The organism is Streptomyces sp. NPDC048416 (assembly GCF_043200435.1).
GTDB lineage: Bacteria > Actinomycetota > Actinomycetes > Streptomycetales > Streptomycetaceae > Streptomyces.
The window spans coordinates 15,163-32,984 of the sequence record NZ_JBICXU010000046.1; the positions used below are offsets into that span (position 1 = coordinate 15,163).

A 17,822-nucleotide genomic window follows, 5' to 3' on the forward strand; every position below is an offset into this window, starting at 1 on the left:
ATGGGCGCGCACACACCCACCGCGTCCGGCGGGGCCCCGGGCCGCCGTGAACGGCCCGCCACGGGACGGGCTCTGCTGCTTCTGCTGCGCAGTTGCAGCATCCGGTTCACGGCCTACTACTGGGTGGGCTTCACGGTGGGCCTCGCGGCCAACGACCGGCTGAATCCGACGTGGGCCCTGCTGGGCGTGCCCCTGTGGGTCGCGTACTGCGTCGGCACGGAGTCCCTGAACCGGCTGGCCGACCGTGAGGCCGACGTGATCAACCGGCCCGAACGCACGCGTCTGTGCGAGGAGTTCGGCTGGGCCCGCCTGATGCGGGTCTGCGTGGGCGCCTGGGCGGTGTTCGCCCTGATCGGCGCGGCCCTGGTGTGGCAGCACCCCGGCATCGCCCTGCCGGTCATGCTCCTGATCGACATGGGTGTGGCCATCGGCTACTCCATCGGGCCGGCCTTCAAGCGCCACCGGGTGCTGTCCCTGATCGCGCTCACCACGCCCATGGTCACGCCGCTGCTCACCGGGTGGGCCATCCACGGCGACGGCGACACACTGGCGTCCCCCGTCCTGCCGGTCGCGGCGGTCCTCGCCTCGTTCAGCCTGGGCCTGGCCGGAATCAAGGACATCACCGACGTCGAGGGGGACCGGGAGCTGAACTACAGCAGCCTGTGGCTTGCCCTCGTCACGTTCGGCCGCGGCGCCGCCCTCTACACGCTGATCGGCCTGCCGTTCCTGCTGCTCGCGCTGTCCGCCGCCCTGGGCGGGCTGCCGGTGGTCACGCTGGTGCTGCTGCCCCTGGTCGTCGTCTCCGCGCTCGTCGTCACCGCGGCCTCCCGCGCCGAGACGCCGCCGGACCGTGAGGCCGCCCGCGAGGTCATGCACAACTACACGTTCTACTTCCTGGCGCTGGCCCTCCTGGTGGCCGTTCCGGGAACCCCGACCGCCTGCGTGTTCGCGGCCGGCGTCGTTTTCTGGCTCCTGGCGTCGAAGGGCCTGCACTGGTCCGGGGGACTGAGCGTCGCCCACCTCGGGCGCTGGGGAGCCCTGTCCGTCAAGACCGCCGGAAAGTAGGAAGAGCATGAACGAGTCAGACATCAGGTCCGGTGTGCGGGAGATCGTCGCGAGCGTCCTGAGCCTGCCCGCGGAGCACGTACCGCCGGGCGCCCACTTCTACGACGACCTCGGTGGCGACTCGCTGCAGAAGCTCGAAGTCATCGCGTACGTGGAGAGCCGCTTCGGCTGCCGGCTCACCAATGAGCAGGCCGCGGCCGGCGACACGGTCGACGCCCTCGTCCAAGGGGTGGCCCTGAATGTTTCGTGACCACCGGGGCCGGCCACGCGTCGTGGTGACCGGCATGGGCCTCGCCTCCCCCCTGGGCAGTGATGTCGACACCTTCTGGCACCACCTCACCACCGGGAAGGTGGCGACCGGCCCCCTCACCCGTTTCCCCACCGACGCCTTCCCCACCCACCGGGCCGCCGAGGTCGCCGACACCGTCCTGACGGCGCCGACGGCGCCCGACGGGCGCGGCACACCCCGCTCCGTGCGCTACGTCAGCCACTCGCTCGCACAGGCCATGGGCGACGCCAAGCTGTCCCACGCCGCCGTCCCGCGGCGGGTGGGCATCGTGGTGGGCACGGTCATGGGGACCCGGCCGCACCTGGAGGAGCTGCGCCGTCAGGGGCGCGCCCTCGAAGCGGACCGTTCCTGGGACACGCCCCAGCTGCTCGCGGACGTCCCCGCCGCCGAGTTCGGTCTCAGGGGCCCCCGGCAGGTGGTCGCCGCGGGCTGCGCGGCCGGCAACACCGCCATCGCGGCGGCCGCCGGCCACATCCGTGCGGGCCGGGCCGACGCGATGGCCGCCGCCGGTGTGGACGAGCTGTCGCAGGCCGTCTTCCAGCTGTTCACCGCGCTGCGCGCGCTCGCCCCCGACCAGGTGCGTCCCTTCGACCGCGACCGCCGCGGGATGATGCCGTCGGAAGCCGGCGCCGTCGTGATCCTGGAATCCCTTGAGCACGCGGTGGCCCGCGGCGCCACCGTCCTCGCGGAGCTGCGGGGCTACGCGGTGGCCGCCGACGCCCACCACATGACCGCCCCCCACCCCCAGGGCCTCGGCATGCTCCACTGCATGCGCGACAGCCTCGACCAGGCCGGCATCGCCGCCAGCGACGTGGACTACGTCAGCGCCCACGGCACCGGCACCCCCGCCAACGACGCCCTGGAGGCGGCCTGCCTCGCGCAGTACTTCGGCCCGCGCGGCGGGCGGCCCGCGGTCTCCTCCATCAAGGGGATGCTCGGCCACTCCCAGGGCGGCGCAAGCCTGCTGGAGGCCATCGCCTGTGTCCTGGCCATCCAGCGCGGCCGCGTGCCGGGCAACCCGACGCTGCGGGAGGCCGACGACAGCTGCGCCGGGCTCGACCTGGTCGGCGGCGCCGCCCGCGACATGCCCGTACGGGTCGCGCTCAGCAACGCCTTCGGCTTCGGCGGGAACACCTCGACCGTCGTTTTCGGCCGCTACCCCGACTGACGCCCGCCGCCCGGCCCGTGCCCCTCTCACACCCCAAGGACTGATGTGCCTACCCCGAACCTGCCACCTCCGGAAACCGGCGTGGCCGTCACCGCAGTGGGTGCGGTGACGGCTGCCGGAACATCGGTGGCGGCTCTCTTCGACGACATGCTGAACGAACGCCGTCCCTTCACCGGCAGGCAGATCCCGCTCGTCGCCAACGCGCTGCCGCACGGGCCCGGCGGGCAGGACCGGGGCCACGGCCGCGAGGTGTTCGCGGCGCATGTGCGGGACCCGCTCGACCTCACCGACGTGGTCGGGGCGCGCGCGGCCCGTTCGTTCGGCCGCGACAGCCGGCTCCTGGTGTACGCGGCCCACACCACGGGAGTGGCACGCGCCGCCGGGGCGGCCGCCGAGCGCACCGGGGTGGTCCTCGGCACCCTGTACGCGGGCCGCAACGAATACCTCGCGATCCACGACGCCTTCGACGGCGCGTCCGCGGGACCGGTCAACCCCGTATGGGGCCCGCAGGCCGGCTACAACGCGCCGGCCGCCCAGCTCTCCATCCACCTGGACGCGCGCGGCCCGAACCTGACCCTGTCCTGCGGGGCGACCGCCGGCCTGGACGCCGTGGTCACCGGCGTCCAGCAGGTGGACGACGGCATCTGCGACACGGTCCTCGCCGCCGGACTCGACACCCTCTCCGTCGCGGACGCGGGCGAGCCCGGCGCCGCGCCCGGCACGGCAGGAGCCGCCCACGGCGCCGGGCCGGGTGCCGCCGTCCCCAGGGGAGAGGCCGCGGCCGTACTCGTCCTTGAGGGCGCGGCATGCGACGACGAGCGTGTGCTGGCCCGCATCCTGGGCACCGGCCAGGCAGCCGCGGCCCCCACGGCCGCGCCCACCGGCCCGCAGCCGACGCCCGAACTGGCGGGCGCCGCCGAGGAAGCCGTCCGCGCGGCGCTCGGCCAGGCGGGCCGGACACCCGCCGATGTGGGACTGGCCGTCATCACGACCGCTGACCAGGGAGAGGCCAGGGCCGCCGAACTCGCCGCCCTGGCAGCCGTGTTCGGCCCCGGCCTGCCGGTGTGCTGCGCCACGGCGACGACCGGACGCGCCGGCGGCGCCGACGGTGTCATCGCCGTGGCCGTCGCCGTGGAGGCGCTGACGCGCCGGATCGTGCCACCGGCCGCGGGACCCCGCCCATGGCCGGTGGCGCCGACGGGAACGCTCGCCCTGTGCCTGAGCGTGGACCCGGCGGGCAGGGCAACGGCCGTCGTGGTGCGCGGCCCGGAGTCGTCGCAGGAGGCGGCGGCATGAGAGGAGACAGTGTGCGGACCAACGCGGCCTGGTGGTACCTGGACCGCCATCTGACCCTGGACACGGCCGACGCCCTCTGCGTCATCGACGACCACGGTGAGCTGACGTACCGTCAACTGCACGCCCTGGTCTGCCGGATGGCGCGCGTGTTCACGCAGGCAGGCATCAATGCGGGCGACCGTGTCGTGACGGTGCTCGACGACGGCGCCGACGCCGTCGCGGTCATCCTGGCAGCCCTGCGGATCGGCGCGGTCCCCGTGCCGGTGAGCCCCCTGCTGACGATCGACGAGCAGCGGTACGTGGTCGCCGACAGCGGCGCCCGCGCGGTCGTGGCGGAGACGATCACCGAAGCGCCGGCACGCGAGTACGCCGAGCGCTTTCCCGACACCCTCCTGTGGAGCCGTGCGCCGGGCGCCGCCCCGGTCCGCTGGCTGACCGACGAGGTGCGGCGGGCGGCGCCCCTGGAAGAAGTGGCGCCGCGCGCGGGTGAGGACCCCGCACTCATCCAGTACACCTCGGGCAGCACGGGCCGCCCCAAGGGCGTCGTCCACCTCCACCGCGGCCTGCTGGCGTTCCCCGACGGCCTGGGAGGACGGCTGGGCATCACGCGCGAGGACCGCTTCCTTTCGACCGCGAAGCTCGCCTTCGGCTACGGCTTCGGCAACTCGCTGCTGCTGCCCTTCTCCATCGGGGCGAGCGTGGTGCTGTTCGGCGGCCGGGCCGAACCGTCCGCCGTGGCGAGCCTTCTGGAGCGGACCCGCCCGACGCTCCTGTTCGGCGTCCCGACGCTCTACGCAGCGATGCTCGCCCTGCCGGACGCCGCCGACCGCCTCGACTTCTCCTCCGTACGCCTGGCCGTCTCGGCCGGCGAACACCTGGGGGCCAACCTCGGCAGGCGGCTGGCCGGCGAGTTCGGCCTCACCGTGATCAACGGTCTGGGCGCCACCGAGTGCCTGCACATCTTCCTGGCGACCGAACCCGGAGTCTCCGCGCCCGGCACCACCGGCCTGCCCGTCCCGGGCTTCGAGGCCCAAGTGGTCGACGACGCGGGCCGGGTGCTCGGCGTCGGCGAGGCCGGACACCTACGGGTGCGCGGCGCCAGCGTGGGCGACCACTACTGGGGCCGCCCCGGGCTCAGCGGCGAAACCTTCCGCGACGGCTGGGTCCACACCAACGACACGATGATCCTGGACGCCGAACAGGGCTGGATCTACCTGGGACGCAGCGACAGCATCCTCAACGTCGCCGGCATGAAGATCGCCCCGACGGAGATCGAGGACGCCATCCACGCCGTGCCCGGAGTCCAAGTGTGCACCGTGATCGGCGTGCCCGACGAGGACGACGTCACCCGCATCGTCGCCCACATCGTGCCCGCCCCGGGAGCCGGTGACGAACTGCGCGGGCAGGTGCTCGCCGCACTGAGGCGCACCCTGCCGCCGTACAAACGGCCGCGGACCATCCGCCTGGTGGACGCGATTCCCACCACCTCCACGGGAAAGACGGCCCGTTTCCTGAGCCGCGAACGAGAAATGGAACGACAGCGATGAGAGCCGGACCCGAGCGAGTCGTGCTGCGAGAAGGCCATGCGTTCAACCTGATCTGCCTGCCCTTCGCGGGCGGTTCGGCACGGTCCTTCGTCCGGCTGGCCAGGCACATCCCCGACTGGAACGTCACCGCCGTACAGCCCCCCACGGGCTTCGCCGGCGCCGAGAGCGGGCTCGACGCGCTGGCCCACTTCTACCTCGGCCTGCTGGCGGCGGACCTGCGCGGCCCGGGTCTCGTGTTCGGGCACAGCCTGGGCGCGGCCGTCGCCCACCGCATGGTCCAGCTGCGGGCCGACGAATGGCCGCAGAACCTGCACGTGGTGCTGTCCGCACCCCCCGCGCCGCACAGCGCCACCGGCCACCTCCTCGCCCTGGACGACAAGGAGTTGTTCGCGGCGACGACGGCATCGGGCATCTTGCCCGACCTCGGCGCGTCCGAAGACCTGGCCCTGCGGTTCCTGCTGCCCGATCTGCGCGCCGACCTCGCGATCCTCGGCGGCCGCGGCTGGCAGCCGCACCCCCTGCGCGCTCCGGTCCATCTCCTGGGCGGGCACCAGGACTTGGCGAGCACACCGGCCGCCCTGGCGGAGCTGGCACAGTGCCTTCAGCCCCGCTCCAACCGGTTCGTGGAGGGCGGCCACATGTACGTACTGGAACAACCGGCGCACACCGCCGACGCCTTGCGCGCCATCGGCGCCGAGCTCACGGCGGGCGCCGCGACCGGACGGGCCGGGTGAGTGTGCAAAACCCGCTCTTTACGCCAGAGATCAAGTTTGTAAGCTGCGACGGCCCGCACCGCGCGGCGGCGGACCGAGCGCGCCTGCCCGTCCGTCCGCCTGCCCGCATGCCCGCCTGACGAGGAGAAGCCAATGACCCACGACGCTCACGCAGAACCGCTCATGGTCGCTTTAAACGACCCGAAGGCCATGGACCGCGGCGAAGTCGGCGCGAAGGCAGCCGTGCTCGCCCGCATGAAGGACGCCGGCTTCCCCGTTCCCGACGGGTGTGTCTTCACCGCACGGGCGATGCTGCGCCATGTGGCGGCCGTGGGGACGCCGACCAGTGACAGCGTCGCGGCCCGCGCCCTGGACGCCGAGATCCGCGCGGTGGTCGAGGAGGTCGCCGGCCGGCTGAGCGGGCCGCTGGCGGTGCGCTCGTCGGGCATCGACGAGGACGGCGACAACGCCTCGCACGCCGGGCAGTACTCCACGATCCTCGACGTCGAGGGCGCCGACGCGCTCGACGAGGCGCTGCGGGCCTGCTGGGCCTCCGCGTTCACCGATGTCGTGCGCAGCTACCGCGCCGGCGCGGGCGCCGAGGACGACGCCCCGCTGGCCGTCCTCGTCCAGGAGATGGTGCCCGCCGAGAGCGCCGGCGTGGCCTTCACCGTCAACCCCGTCACCGGCGCCCGCGACGAAGTCCTCGTCAGCGCCGTCAAGGGCCTGGGCGAACAGCTCGTGTCGGGCGAGGTCTCCCCGGACGACTGGACCGTCCCGGCGGGCGGCGCGGGCGCACCCGTCAACACGGCCGGGCGGCACGGAGCCGTCACCGCCGAACAGGCGGCCGAGATCGCCGCGTTGGCCGAGCGCGTGGCCGAGGTCATGGGTGGCCCGACCGACATCGAATGGGCCCGCGCGCACGGAAACCTCTTCCTGCTCCAGGCCCGGCCGATCACCGCCATGGCCGAGGCCCCCGCGACAGCCGTGCCCGTGGACATCGACCCGCCGCGCGGCTTCTGGGCCAAGGACAGCACCCACGCCCCGCTGCCGCTGCTGCCCATGACCCGCGACCTGCTCGACTACAACAACGCCGTGCTGCGCGACGTGTGCGCCGAGTTCGGGCTGCTGCTCAAGGGCATGGCCTTCGAGACCATCGGAGGCTGGCGCTACATGGGCACGGTGCCGCTGTCCCCCGCGGAGGTGCCGGCCCGCATCGGCGCCTGCGTGGAGGCCAGCCGCAGCGACCGGGCGGCCCAGGCGATCGACGAGTGGCTGCACAGCGACCGGGCCCGCTTCGCGGAACGCATCGCGGCGCTGGGCAAGCCCGAGCCGGCCGCGCTGCCGGACGCGGAACTGGCCACCCATGTACGGGACGTCCTCGCCCTGCACCGCGAGGGCACCGAGGTGCACTTCCGGCTGCTGGGCGCGGTGTCCATCGCGCTGGGCCGGTTCGGGCTGCATGTGACCAACGTGCTGGGCTGGGAGCAGAGCAAGCCCTTCGAGCTCCTGGCGGGCCTGTCCACCGAAAGCACCGGCCCCGCGCTGGCCCTGGCCGAGCTGGCCACCACCGCGGCGAAGGCGCTCGGCTCGACCGCGCCCACCCTCACCGCGCTGAGCGCCGCCCTGGAACAGGACGAGCGGTTCGCCTCGGACTTCGAGCGCTACCGCGCCGCCTACGGCTGCCGTGCGTTGCAGTACGAGGTGGCGCAGCCGGCCCTGGGGGAACGCCCCGAGCTGATCCTCTCCCTGCTGCGCGACCAGCTGGCGCAGAACACCGACAAGGGCCAGGCCGGCGAGCCGGCCGCCGAGGCGCGGCTGCGTGCCGTCGCCGCCGCCCACGAGGCGCTGGCCGGCCGGCCCGAACAGGCCCGCTTCGCCGAACTCCTCACCGGCGCCGAGCACGCCTATCCCGTACGCGAGGACAACGAGTACTGGACCGTCAGCGCACCCAACGCGCTGCTGCGCTGGGCGATGCTGGAACTGGCGGGCCGTCTGGTGGACCGCGGCCGGCTCGACCGCCCCGAGCACGTCTTCTTCCTCACGGCCTCCGAAGCCCTCGACGCCTTCACCGAGGGCGCCGACCGGCGCGAGCTCGTCACCCGGCGCCGCGGCGAGCACCGCTGGGCGCTGGAGAACCCGGGCCCGGACAGCTACGGCGAGCGCCCCGGCCCTCCGCCCTCCATGGACCAGTTGCCGGCCGAGGTGCGCGAGACCATGGGCGCCTTCCAGTGGACGCTGATGCACATGGCCGGCGCGGCCCCCGCGCCGCAGCAGGGCGACAGCGGCAGGGTGACCGGCGTGCCCGGCTCCGCCGGCCGCTACACGGGCCCGGTCCGTGTCGTCCTCAGCGAGAGCGAGTTCGACAAGATCAGGGCCGGTGACGTCCTGGTCTGTCCGATCACCTCGCCGGTCTGGTCCGTGGTCTTCCCGAGCATCGGCGCGCTCGTGACGGACACCGGCGGTGCCCTCTCGCACGCCGCGATCATCGCCCGGGAGTACGGCATTCCCGCGACGCTCGCCACCGGCAACGCCACCGAGATCCTGGCCGACGGCATGCTGGTCACCGTCGACGGCGTCACCGGGACCGTCGAGATCCTGGAAAAGTAGCCGCCGGGCGGGGCGACAGGCCCCGCCACCCCTCACGAGGTGCCCCGCCCCCACCGGCGTCCCCGGTGCGGCGGGGCGCCTCGTCGTACCGGCCCCTCCCGGTACCACCACCCCCCGGTACGCCGAAAAGCCCGCCCCGTGGGAGCGGGGCGGGCCGGACAGTCAGGGGATCACAGCAGGCGCGAGCGGAGCTGTACCAGCGTGGTGTGGTCGAGCCCGAGCCCGTAGCGGACGAAGGCGTTGAAGGAGCCGTACTCCTTGACCGCCTCGTCGAACGAGGCTTGCAGATAGGCCGCGTCGACGTCGAGGAAGGCGTCGACCAGGTGCGGGTCCTGCATGTGGGCGGCCTGGAGCGCCCGAAGGACGGACGCCTTCCACGCGGCGAGCTCGTCGTTGGAGCGCATGTACTCGGCGTAGACGTCATTCTGCGAAGCGCCGAGGATGCTCTGCACGATCGCGGCCATCCAGCCGGTGCGGTCACGGCCGCCGGAACAGTGCAGGACCACGGCGGTGCCGCGGGGCGCGAGCGCGATGTCGTGCAGCGCCTTGGCGAACTGGGCGCGCTTTTCGGGCACGGAGACGAACTCCCGCGCCGACTTGATCATCATGTCCCGGGCCCTGCCGTCGCCCAGCAGGTCCTGCTGCTCCTGAGCCGACAGCCGCAGCACCATGTCCATGGACTCGACCTGGCTGTTCGCGACGATGGGATAGGAGGCCAGGCTCGCGCCGGCCGGCAGCCGGTCCTGGCCGGATTCGAGTTCCTTCGCGCTGCGGAAGTCGATGACCTTGGTGACGCCCAGCCGGGCCAGGGTGGCGACCCCCGCGTCCGTGATGGAGTTGAGCGAGCCCGAGCGGTAGACCACCCCGGTGCGGATGCGCGGACCGTAGGCCGTCGCAGGACCGCCGACGTCACGGAAGTTCAGCACCCCCTCCACGGCCACCGAAGCGCTCGGGGCCAGGAGTTGATGCGCGGGAGCGGTTGGCGGCGCCGCCGCGGCCGGTGAGGCGGTGCCCGCGAGGACGGCCGCCAGGGCCAGGGCGGTGGTCGCAGCGGAGGTCGCGGAGGCAAGACGGAGCTTTCTTCGTCTGCTGTGCCGGATGGTCTGTTCCATGAATGATCGTCCTTGAGGAAATGCGGACCGGGTGGCGAAAACCGCATCCGCGTGGCTTGTTGTGGGGGACCTTCTCCCGAACATGCCTTTCGGGACAAGAGGGACCGGTATCCGCTGTGCACCGTGCCAACTGAGGAATGTCCGCGGTTGCTCACCCCTTTTGCACAAAGGTGTGGGAGATCGCTCTCCGGCCTATCCTGCACGCTCGATCGTGTGTGTTCCGGACGCAGAAACCGCAAGGCGCGGCAGGGGGAGATTTCTTGATGGGATCCGAGCAGGCGCAGACAACTTCCGGGCAGCGGACCGGACCCGGACGGATCGTCCTGGCCGAGCCGCGCGGATTCTGCGCCGGGGTGCGCCGGGCCATCGGCATCGTGGAACGCGCCCTCGACCTCCATGGCGCGCCCGTCTATGTGCGCAAGGAGATCGTGCACAACCACCATGTGGTCGGGGAACTCGCCAAGCGCGGCGCGGTGTTCGTCGACACCGAGGAGGAGGTGCCCGAGGGCGCGGTGTGTGTGTTCTCCGCACATGGTGTCTCACCCGCCGTACGCGACGCCGCGGCGGACCGCCGCCTCGAAGTCATCGACGCCACCTGCCCCCTGGTCGCCAAGGTGCACCAGGAAGCCGTCCGTTACGCCCGGGACGGCTTCACGATCGTGCTGGTGGGCCACGCCGGCCACGAGGAAGTCGAGGGCACCCTCGGCGAGGCACCCGAGCGGACCCTGATCGTGGAGACGGCGCGGGATGTCGCTCTGCTGGATCTGGCGGACGACGCCCCCGTGGCCTATCTGACCCAGACCACCCTGTCGCTCGACGAGACCGCCAAGGTCGTGGACGCCCTCAAACGGCGGTTCCCCCACATCGTGGGCCCGCACGGCGACGACATCTGCTACGCCAGCCAGAACCGGCAGAACGCCGTCAAAGAACTGGCCCGCGCCAACGAGCTGGTACTCGTCGTCGGTTCCGCCAATTCCAGCAATTCGATCCGCATGGTCGAAGTGGCCCGCGACCACGGCGCCCGCGCCCACCTGGTGCCCGATGTGAGCCACCTGGACGAGAACGTCCTGCGCGGCGTCACATCCGTCGGCATCAGCTCCGGGGCCAGCGCGCCCGAACTCCTCGTCCGCGAACTCGTGGCAAGGCTCGCCGAGTTGGGATACGGCACGGTCGACGTGGTGCGCGGAGCCGCCGAGGACATCGTCTTCACCATGCCCGCACGGCTCGCGGACCCCGTCACCGGGCGCGTCCCGAGCACCCCGCTGGCCGAAGAGCGGCACTGACCCGCCCGGCCGCCACCCGGCGCGACAGCGGTCCCGCCCCGGTCGCCGGGCAGCGCCCTGGAAGGGGCCGCGCCGGTGACCGACAGAACGAGCCACCCTGACTCAAGATCAACTACCGGCTCCGCGGCGCGATCTACGATGCGAACGGATTCGTCGTACACGCCGACATGAAGGCAGGACCGCTGTGAGCGACAAACGAGTTGTCATCGTGACCGGCGCCGGTTCCGGCATCGGGGAGGCCACCGCCCGGCTGCTGCGCGAGGGCGGCCACGCCGTGATCGCCGCGGGACGGCGCCCCGAACCGTTGCGGCGCCTCGAAAAGGAGACCGGAGCCCTCGCCCACCCCTGCGACGTGGGCACCCCCGAAGCCGCCGACAGCCTCGTCCGCGCCGCCCTCGACACCCATGGCCGCCTCGACGGCATCGTGCTCAACGCGGGCATCGGACGCGGCGGAACGGTCGGCGCCCTGTCGATGGAGGACTGGGACGAGGTGATGCGCACCAACCTCACAGGCCCACTGCTCCTGCTGCGCGCCGCCATGCCGCACCTGGTCGAGGCGCGCGGCGCCGTCGTCGCCGTCGCCTCGGTCTCCGCGCTGCGCAACGGCCGCGGCAACGCACCGTACGCCGTCTCCAAGTCCGCACTGCTGCAACTGGCCCGCTCCGTCGCCGTCGACTACGGGGACCGGGGGGTGCGCTCCAACACGGTGTGCCCCAGCTGGGTGCGGAGCGAGATGGCCGACCGGCGCATGACCCGGTTCGCCCAGGAGGCGGGCCTCGACGACGGCGGCATGGAGAGCGCCTACACCGAGGCCACCCGGCTGCTGCCCATGGGCCGCCCGGCCGACCCGCGCGAAGTGGCCGAGGCGATCGCCTTCCTGCTGTCCCCGGCGGCCTCCTTCGTCAACGGCGCGGTGCTCACCGTCGACGGCGGAGCGACCGCCCTCGACCCCGGGACCCTCGCGTTCGACTTCCGGATCACGCCGCGCGACGCAGCGGACGTCTGACCCGCCGCGGCGCGCATCAGTGCCGCGACGCCCGCAGCAGCCCCGCCCCGCCCGGCGCAGGACCCGACACCGACGGCCACATCCGCGCGATCGCGAGCAAGGTCACCGTGCTGCCCCGGTCGACCCCGGGCAGCGGGCACGGCACGGACGGCGGTTCGCCGCCGAGCTTGGCCCGCCTCGCCTGGTCCAGCGCCCCGGCGAGCGCGGCCGCCGCGAGCCGGTCGCCGTACATCCCCGCGCGCCGCGCCCGCAGCAGCGCCTGCTCGTACGCGTCGGGCCTGACGTACTGCTGGAGCTCCAGCATCGCGTCGTACGTCTCGATGGTCTGGCGGTGTGCCTGCAACGCGAGCGGCGAACGCGGCCGCAGCACGTCCTGGATCCGCGAGCGCTGCGGCCGGGTCAGCGTCACCTGGGGCACCGCGACCACCAGATCGCGCCACAGCGGCCACAGCCGCCAGGTGGTGCGCAGCGCCGACGTCGACCGCGCGATGGCGGTCGCGGTGGGCACCAGCAGCGAGGCCGCACGGAACAGGCCGTGGACGCTGATGACCAGCGACAGGTAGGGCAGGGTGCCGGCGGTGTGGAAGCACAGGTTGAGGAGGTAGCCGCTCCAGAACACGATGGCCAGCACGCTTCCCGCCGCGAACAGCCGCAGCGACCAGACGAGATCACGGTCGTCGGCGCGCCGGCTGTAGTCCCAGCAGACGACGACGGCGACGGCGTCGCCGATCAGATGGGAAACGACGAGAATGAGCCAGTACAGGGTCGACGGGTCGGCGGGCCCCTGGAGAGCCGTCTGCGAACCCGACTGCTCGATCCCGAACCGGTCGAGCACCAGCAGCGACCCCATCGCCAGCGCGAGGCCCGCGATCACCGTGGTCTGAAGCCGCCGCGAACGCGTCGAGTCGACGACGAACAGCAGAACGAGCCCGGCACTCAGGACGCCGAGCACGTTGCGGGTCAGCGACACCAGGTGCGCCGTCGCCCCGTCGGTGATGAGCCATGTCACGACGCTGGGCTGGAACAGGGTGATGGCGATGGTCGCGGCGAGGACGGTGAGCCACAGTCCCCGCTGGGCGGGGCGGCGAAGGGCCGGCGCCGCCCTCCACATCAGGGCGGCCCACAGCACGAAGATGCTGCCGAGGCCGACGACGTCCTCCGCCTCACTCAGCACCGTCGGCCGCCAACCCCAAAAAGGCGCCGAGCCGCCCCAGGGGACCAGCCGGCCGGCTGGGCTTCCCGGCGCTCTGAATCAGGCTGGCGATCATCTCCGCTTCCTGCTCCTCACTGCTGGTGTAACTGCTGCGCGCCATCAGGCGCTTGACGAGCTGCGGCTGGAGGTCGTCCGGCAGCGGACCGGCCGCCAGGCCCTCGGCCCTTGCGGCGATGTCCCGACGGTGATCGCACAGGACATGGCCGATCTCGTGCAGGATGATGTGCTCCCGGTGCAGGGGCGCGGTCCTGGCCTCGTAGAAGATGTAGTCGGCGGCGTCGGTGCCGAGCCACAGCCCGCACACCCCGCTCAGCGCGGCCTCCTTGGGCAGTTCCCGCAGGACCAGCGGCCGGCCCCTGAGCTCTTCCACCCGCGCGCGGACCGCATCGAAGGGCAGGGACCGCTCCACGCCGAGATCACGCAGCATCGCGATGCACCTGCGCTGCAACTCCTCGTATGCGCCGATTGTCCGCACTGGTTCTCCGCCACCTTCCACGATCGCCGGGGGACAGTACGCCACAAGGGCGCTCTCCACGTGCACAAGCGGGTCTCTCGGGGCTCTCTCGGATGCGCCGGGCCGCTCACGACACGGGGCGCGGGGCCGAGTCCCGCGGAGCCGGGCAGCCGCCTCGGCGGCGGCCCGCCACACCGCGCGCGGCGCTCCGCCGCGGCCGCCCGGCGGCTTGGTGACCGGGCGCCCGGGGGCTCCGGTGGCCGGCGCCGGGGGCGCCTTCGCGCGGTCGGACCAAGGAGAGCGGACGCGGCGCGTCGCTCCCCGCCGTGGCGTTCGCGCTCATGTCTCCAACCCCCGTGCCCAGGGACCGCGTTCCGGCCCTGACCGATTCCATGCCACCCCAGACTAATGAGCCGTCCGCGATCCCGGACGTTCGAGCCCCGCCTCCCGCTGCTGTTTGGCGCAAATGCGCCGTCGGCTCCCGGGGCGCCCGGGCCCTGCGGGGCGTGTCGGGACCCGCCAGGAGCACGCCGGTGGTACGGGTCCGCGCCGGTGGTACGGCATCCGGTGCGCCGAACCGCCCCGGCCCGGCGGCCCGGCGCCCCACACAGGCCGCCGCCCGCCCCCGAGGTGTCGTTCGGGAGCGGGCGGCGGTCTGTGCGGGTGCGCCGGTGCGGCCCGTACGCGCCCGGCAGGTACGCCGGGCGCGTCAGGCGCGTCGCATCAGACGAGGTCGAACCGGTCCAGGTTCATGACCTTGTCCCACGCCGCGACGAAGTCGTGCACGAACTTCTCCTTCGCGTCGTCGCACGCGTAGACCTCCGCGACCGCGCGCAGCTCGGAGTTGGAGCCGAAGACCAGGTCGGCGCGGGTGCCCGTCCACTTGACGTCGCCGGTGGCCGCGTCACGGCCCTCGAAGGCGGACTCGTCCGACGACGTCGACTTCCATGTCGTGCCCAGGTCGAGCAGGTTGACGAAGAAGTCGTTGGTGAGCGAGCCCGGGTGCTCGGTGAAGACGCCGTGCGCGGACTGCTGGTGGTTGGCGCCCAGGACGCGCAGGCCACCGACGAGGACCGTCAGCTCGGGCGCGCTCAGCGTCAGCAGGTTGGCCCGGTCGAGCAGCAGGTACTCGGCGGGAAGGCGGTTGCCCTTGCCGAGGTAGTTGCGGAAGCCGTCGGCCGTCGGCTCAAGCGCGGCGAAGGACTCCACGTCCGTCTGCTCCTGCGAGGCGTCGACCCGGCCCGGCGTGAACGGGACCTCGACGGCCGTGCCGCCGTCCTGCGCGGCCTTCTCGACGCCCGCCGCACCGGCCAGCACGATCAGGTCGGCGAGCGAGATCTGCTTGCCGCCGCTCTGCGCCGAGTTGAAGGACGTCCGGATGCCTTCGAGGGTGCGCAGGACCGCCGCCAGCTCGTCCGGCTCGTTGACCTCCCAGCCGATCTGCGGCTGGAGACGCACGCGCGCTCCGTTGGCGCCACCGCGCTTGTCACTGCCGCGGAACGAGGAGGCCGAGGCCCATGCGGTCGACACGAGCTGCGACACCGTGAGGCCCGAGGCGAGGACCTTCTCCTTGAGGGACGCCACGTCCTGGGCGTCGACGAGCTCGTACGTCCGCGCCGGCAACGGGTCCTGCCACAGCAGCTCCTCGGTCGGCACCTCCGGGCCGAGGTAGCGCACCACGGGACCCATGTCGCGGTGGGTCAGCTTGAACCAGGCGCGGGCGAAGGCGTCCGCGAAGGCCTCGGGGTCGTTCAGGAAGCGCCGCGAGATCTGCTCGTACGCCGGGTCGAGCCGGAGCGCGAGGTCGGTCGTCAGCATCGTCGGAGCGTGCTTCCTGGACGCGTCGAAGGCGTCCGGCACGGTGTCCGACCCGGCGCCGTCCTTCGGCCGCCACTGGTGCGCGCCGGCGGGGCTCTTGAACAGCTCCCACCCGTAGCCGAAGAGGATCTCGAAGAAGCTGTTGTCCCACGCGGTCGGCGTGTTCGTCCAGATGCCTTCGAGGCCGCTGGTGATGGCGTCGGGGCCGACACCGGTGCCGTGGGTGTTCCTCCAGCCCAGGCCCTGCTGCTCAAGGGAGGCGGCCTCGGGGTCGTTGCCCACCGCCTCGGAGGGACCGGCGCCGTGGGTCTTGCCGAAGGTGTGGCCGCCCGCGATCAGCGCGACGGTCTCCTCGTCGTTCATCGCCATCCGGTGGAACGTCTCGCGGATGTCACGCGCGGCGGCGATCGGGTCGGGGGTGCCGTTGGGGCCCTCGGGGTTGACGTAGATCAGGCCCATCTGGACCGCGCCGAGCGGGGTCTCCAGCTCGCGGTCGCCGGTGTAGCGCTTGTCGTCGAGCCAGTTGGTCTCGGGACCCCAGTACACGTCCTCGTCGGGCTCCCACACGTCCGCGCGGCCGCCACCGAAACCGAAGGTCTTGAAGCCCATCGTCTCCAGGGCCACATTGCCGGTGAGGACCAGCAGGTCGGCCCACGAGATGCTCTTGCCGTACTTCTTCTTCACCGGCCACAGCAGCCGGCGCGCCTTGTCGAGGCTCACGTTGTCCGGCCAGCTGTTGAGCGGGGCGAACCGCTGCTGACCGGCGCCCGCGCCGCCGCGGCCGTCGCTGATGCGGTACGTGCCCGCGCTGTGCCACGCCATGCGGACCATCAGGGGGCCGTAGTTCCCGAAGTCGGCGGGCCACCAGTCCTGCGAGTCCGTGAGCAGCGCCGCGATGTCCCGCTTGACGGCGGGAAGGTCGAGGGACTTGAAGGCCTCGGCGTAGTCGAAGTCCTCACCGAGCGGATTGGACACGGCCGGGTTCTTGGCCAGGATCTTCACATTGAGCCGTTCCGGCCACCACTGGCGGTTGCCGCCGCCCTGCGTGGGGTGCGGGGCACGCTCGTGCGCGACCGGGCAGCCACCGGTGCCTTCCGCTTTGGCGTCGGTGACGATTGCATCGGGGTTCTCGGACATGGCAATCCTTCTTGGCTCGGTGGATCACGGTGCGCAGGAACTGCGGGCGGTGAGACGGCCGGGGCACGCGGCCCCGGAGAGCAAGGTCCCGGTCTCCCCGATCGAGGAGGACCGGCGGACGTGGCCGGTGCGTGCCCGGCGCGACGGGCGGCCGGGGCGGGCCGGGACGCGGCGCGAACCGCACCCGGCGAGGTGGGCAAGTGGAGGGCCGCGTACCCGACTTGGAAGAGACTACGGCCCACATGATCACGCGCCCGGGAAGACGTCGCGGCGTGCGCGGGGTGCTCGTCCGCCGGGGCGGTGGCGGTCGGCACGCCGCGGACGGCACACATCCGCGGGCCTGCCCCCCGCATCATCGCGGCGGCGATCCCCGATCACGTATGCGTCTCCTGGTGGTGTGTCGCGGTGATGGTGTGCTGGATCCTTCTTGTCCCTAGGCTATCTACGTTATCGATCCTACGATGGACCTAATCCAAGTCAAGAAGAACACCAAACCCGTACTCGCCTTCTTCGGCACGCGCAGACCTCCGCCCTCGACAGGACCCCCGACCCCGACGCCCGAACTCTGAACCCCCGAAGAACCGAAACCCGACCCGTGGACAGGTGGACCGGCATGAGTGACCTGGTCGAACGGCTGCGCGGGCGCGGCTGGCGGATGACGTCCCAGCGCCGCGTCGTAGCGGAGGTCCTGAGCGGCGACCACGTGCATCTGACGGCCGACGAGGTACACGGCCGCGCCGCCCGGCTCCTGCCCGAGATCTCCCGGGCGACCGTCTACAACACGCTGGGCGAACTGGTCGCGCTCGGCGAGGTCATGGAGGTCTCCACGGACGGCCGCGCCAAACGCTACGACCCCAACGCCCACCGGCCCCACCAGCACCTGGTGTGCTCCGGCTGCGGGACCATCCGCGACGTCCACCCGACCGGCGACCGCCTCGCCGACCTGCCCGCGGAAGAACGCTTCGGCTTCACCTTGTCCCAGGCCGAGGTCACCTATCGCGGTCTGTGCCCGTCCTGCGCCTAGGGGGTGTCTGGTGGATCATGGCCGGGGGTGCGGCGCCTGGCACGGCACCTCGCGGCGTTGCCGAAACGCCCCGATAGCTCCGCTATC

The 17,822-nt window shown here is 72.5% G+C and carries 14 protein-coding genes; 10 read left to right on the plus strand and 4 right to left on the minus strand.

The features are described 5' to 3' along the window. From ACGFW5_RS33545 to ACGFW5_RS33575, 7 genes are all read left to right on the plus strand, one after another. Window positions 1-1,065, plus strand: a complete 1,065-nt coding sequence (locus ACGFW5_RS33545; RefSeq protein WP_393838111.1) for a UbiA family prenyltransferase — start codon at window positions 1-3, stop codon at window positions 1,063-1,065. Window positions 1,066-1,072: 7 nt separating this feature from the next. Then, entirely contained in the window at window positions 1,073-1,315 is a 243-nt protein-coding gene (locus ACGFW5_RS33550; protein ID WP_393838112.1) for an acyl carrier protein, read from the plus strand. Next, window positions 1,305-2,522 (plus strand): beta-ketoacyl-[acyl-carrier-protein] synthase family protein, encoded by a 1,218-nt coding sequence (locus tag ACGFW5_RS33555; protein WP_393838113.1) that lies wholly within the window; start codon window positions 1,305-1,307, stop codon window positions 2,520-2,522. The genes ACGFW5_RS33550 and ACGFW5_RS33555 overlap by 11 nt, the downstream gene beginning before the upstream one ends. Window positions 2,523-2,603: 81 nt before the next feature. Continuing rightward, a complete protein-coding gene (locus tag ACGFW5_RS33560) occupies window positions 2,604-3,818 on the plus strand; it encodes a beta-ketoacyl synthase N-terminal-like domain-containing protein (protein ID WP_393838114.1) in 1,215 nt (404 codons plus the stop codon). Then, window positions 3,815-5,365 carry a benzoate-CoA ligase family protein gene (locus tag ACGFW5_RS33565; protein WP_393838115.1) on the plus strand — a complete coding sequence of 517 codons (1,551 nt, stop codon included), beginning with the start codon at window positions 3,815-3,817 and terminating at the stop codon, window positions 5,363-5,365. Before ACGFW5_RS33560 ends, ACGFW5_RS33565 begins: the two co-directional genes overlap by 4 nt. Further along, window positions 5,362-6,099, plus strand: coding sequence for a thioesterase II family protein (locus ACGFW5_RS33570; protein ID WP_393838116.1), 738 nt, complete (start codon window positions 5,362-5,364; stop codon window positions 6,097-6,099). The genes ACGFW5_RS33565 and ACGFW5_RS33570 overlap by 4 nt, the downstream gene beginning before the upstream one ends. Before the next feature lie 162 nt (window positions 6,100-6,261). Beyond that, complete coding sequence (locus ACGFW5_RS33575; RefSeq protein WP_393838117.1) at window positions 6,262-8,688, plus strand: PEP/pyruvate-binding domain-containing protein; 2,427 nt, start codon at window positions 6,262-6,264, stop codon at window positions 8,686-8,688. A gap of 170 nt (window positions 8,689-8,858) precedes the next feature. Here ACGFW5_RS33575 and ACGFW5_RS33580 read toward each other — a convergent pair whose 3' ends face one another. After that, window positions 8,859-9,800 carry a tyrosine-protein phosphatase gene (locus ACGFW5_RS33580; RefSeq protein WP_393838118.1) on the minus strand — a complete coding sequence of 314 codons (942 nt, stop codon included), beginning with the start codon at window positions 9,798-9,800 and terminating at the stop codon, window positions 8,859-8,861. A gap of 263 nt (window positions 9,801-10,063) precedes the next feature. On the opposite strand from ACGFW5_RS33580, the gene ACGFW5_RS33585 reads away from it, so the two are divergent. Together ACGFW5_RS33585 and ACGFW5_RS33590 are read left to right on the plus strand one after the other, a co-directional pair. Beyond that, window positions 10,064-11,083 (plus strand): 4-hydroxy-3-methylbut-2-enyl diphosphate reductase, encoded by a 1,020-nt coding sequence (locus ACGFW5_RS33585; protein WP_393838119.1) that lies wholly within the window; start codon window positions 10,064-10,066, stop codon window positions 11,081-11,083. A gap of 184 nt (window positions 11,084-11,267) precedes the next feature. Then, window positions 11,268-12,089 carry an SDR family NAD(P)-dependent oxidoreductase gene (locus ACGFW5_RS33590; protein ID WP_393838120.1) on the plus strand — a complete coding sequence of 274 codons (822 nt, stop codon included), beginning with the start codon at window positions 11,268-11,270 and terminating at the stop codon, window positions 12,087-12,089. A 16-nt stretch (window positions 12,090-12,105) separates the two neighbouring features. Here ACGFW5_RS33590 and ACGFW5_RS33595 read toward each other — a convergent pair whose 3' ends face one another. From ACGFW5_RS33595 to katG, 3 genes are all read right to left on the minus strand, one after another. Then, the gene (locus ACGFW5_RS33595; protein WP_393838121.1) at window positions 12,106-13,263 is read right to left on the minus strand and encodes an MAB_1171c family putative transporter; all 1,158 of its coding nucleotides are present in this window, start codon (window positions 13,261-13,263) and stop codon (window positions 12,106-12,108) included. Next, entirely contained in the window at window positions 13,253-13,777 is a 525-nt protein-coding gene (locus ACGFW5_RS33600; protein ID WP_393838122.1) for a regulator component, read from the minus strand. The genes ACGFW5_RS33595 and ACGFW5_RS33600 overlap by 11 nt, the downstream gene beginning before the upstream one ends. Window positions 13,778-14,479: 702 nt before the next feature. Then, the gene (gene katG, locus ACGFW5_RS33605) at window positions 14,480-16,711 is read right to left on the minus strand and encodes a catalase/peroxidase HPI (protein ID WP_393838123.1); all 2,232 of its coding nucleotides are present in this window, start codon (window positions 16,709-16,711) and stop codon (window positions 14,480-14,482) included. A 613-nt stretch (window positions 16,712-17,324) separates the two neighbouring features. On the opposite strand from katG, the gene ACGFW5_RS33610 reads away from it, so the two are divergent. Then, on the plus strand, window positions 17,325-17,735 hold the full coding sequence (locus ACGFW5_RS33610; RefSeq protein ID WP_393838124.1) for a Fur family transcriptional regulator: 411 nt from the start codon (window positions 17,325-17,327) through the stop codon (window positions 17,733-17,735). Window positions 17,736-17,822 lie beyond the last annotated feature (87 nt).